At 27.0% G+C, this 1,041-nt stretch carries 1 protein-coding gene; it reads right to left on the bottom strand.

Annotated elements, in window-relative coordinates; genetic code table 11:
• The coding region (locus AC1DSL_RS18575) for a DNA sulfur modification protein DndB (protein WP_477533382.1) at positions 1–761 on the bottom strand (761 nt) is incomplete at its 3' end.
• Between the last annotated feature and the right edge of the window lie 280 nt (positions 762–1,041).

Raw genomic sequence — 1,041 nt, 5'->3', positions numbered from 1 at the left:
GTTGTATAATTTGAAATCATTACTACAAATCTAAAGTTTAAGTCTGGATTTTCTGCATATGCTTGTTGACTCGCTAAGCATCTGTGATAACCATCTAGAATATCTAATCGTGTTCCATCATTAATTGTTAGTACATTCTTTTTACCATTGTATTTTAATTCTTCTCCTGTTTCAGATGTCTGTGTTGCAGCGTTGAAAGCTAATGTAGTGTGAATTAATTGATCTTTTAATAACAATTCTTTAATTTCTTTAACATTCTTCTTATAGATAGTTGGTTTAAATATTACTTTATCTTTACGTTTAACTCTTTGTGCTTGACGTTGAATTTCATAGTTATAATTTAGCTTTTTAGATTTCATTAATTTCGCAATAGTTTCAATATCTAATGAAGCAACATACAAGTTGTTTCCAATGTGAATTACGTTTTCAATATCAAGTGGGAATATAATTTCTTCTTCTCCATGAGTTAAAATGTAATCAAATTGTTTAGCTTCTTTCATCTCATGTTCAGTAAAGTAATTATCTGTATTAAATTCCTTTAATCCTGTTTTAACATAGAATTGTTCTGTAAATAAAGCTAATTCTCTTACATCTGCTTCAGCTAATATCTCAGGCTGTGAAAAATAATACTCTACTCTACCTTCAGCAATTCGATACTTTGATAATTCTTCTTTAATTTCTTTAACTGCTTTCTTATTATTTGAAATAAGTGGAATATTCGATACAATTTTTTCAATAAGTTCAGCTCTATTTTTAGCCATTTGTTATACTCTCCTTTATAATTTGTTATCTACATTACATATATTAACATTATATTAACTTTTATTGTTTTAAAAATCTATAAGAGTTTTTGGTGTCTTTACAGAAAGTGTAGCATATCTTGTCGAAAAGTGTCGATACTTTCTAGCTATTTGTTACTTTCTTGTAATTTTAGATTTAGAACAAACAACATTTCTTTAGTCATATTCTTAAGTGTTTCCAGTAAAACCTCATGTGATACTTCTTTATATAGATTATGATTTAAGTTGCCTTCTAATGAAT

The organism is Paenisporosarcina sp. P4_D4, assembly GCF_056401835.1.
This window is presented reverse-complemented; position numbering and strand designations above follow the sequence as displayed.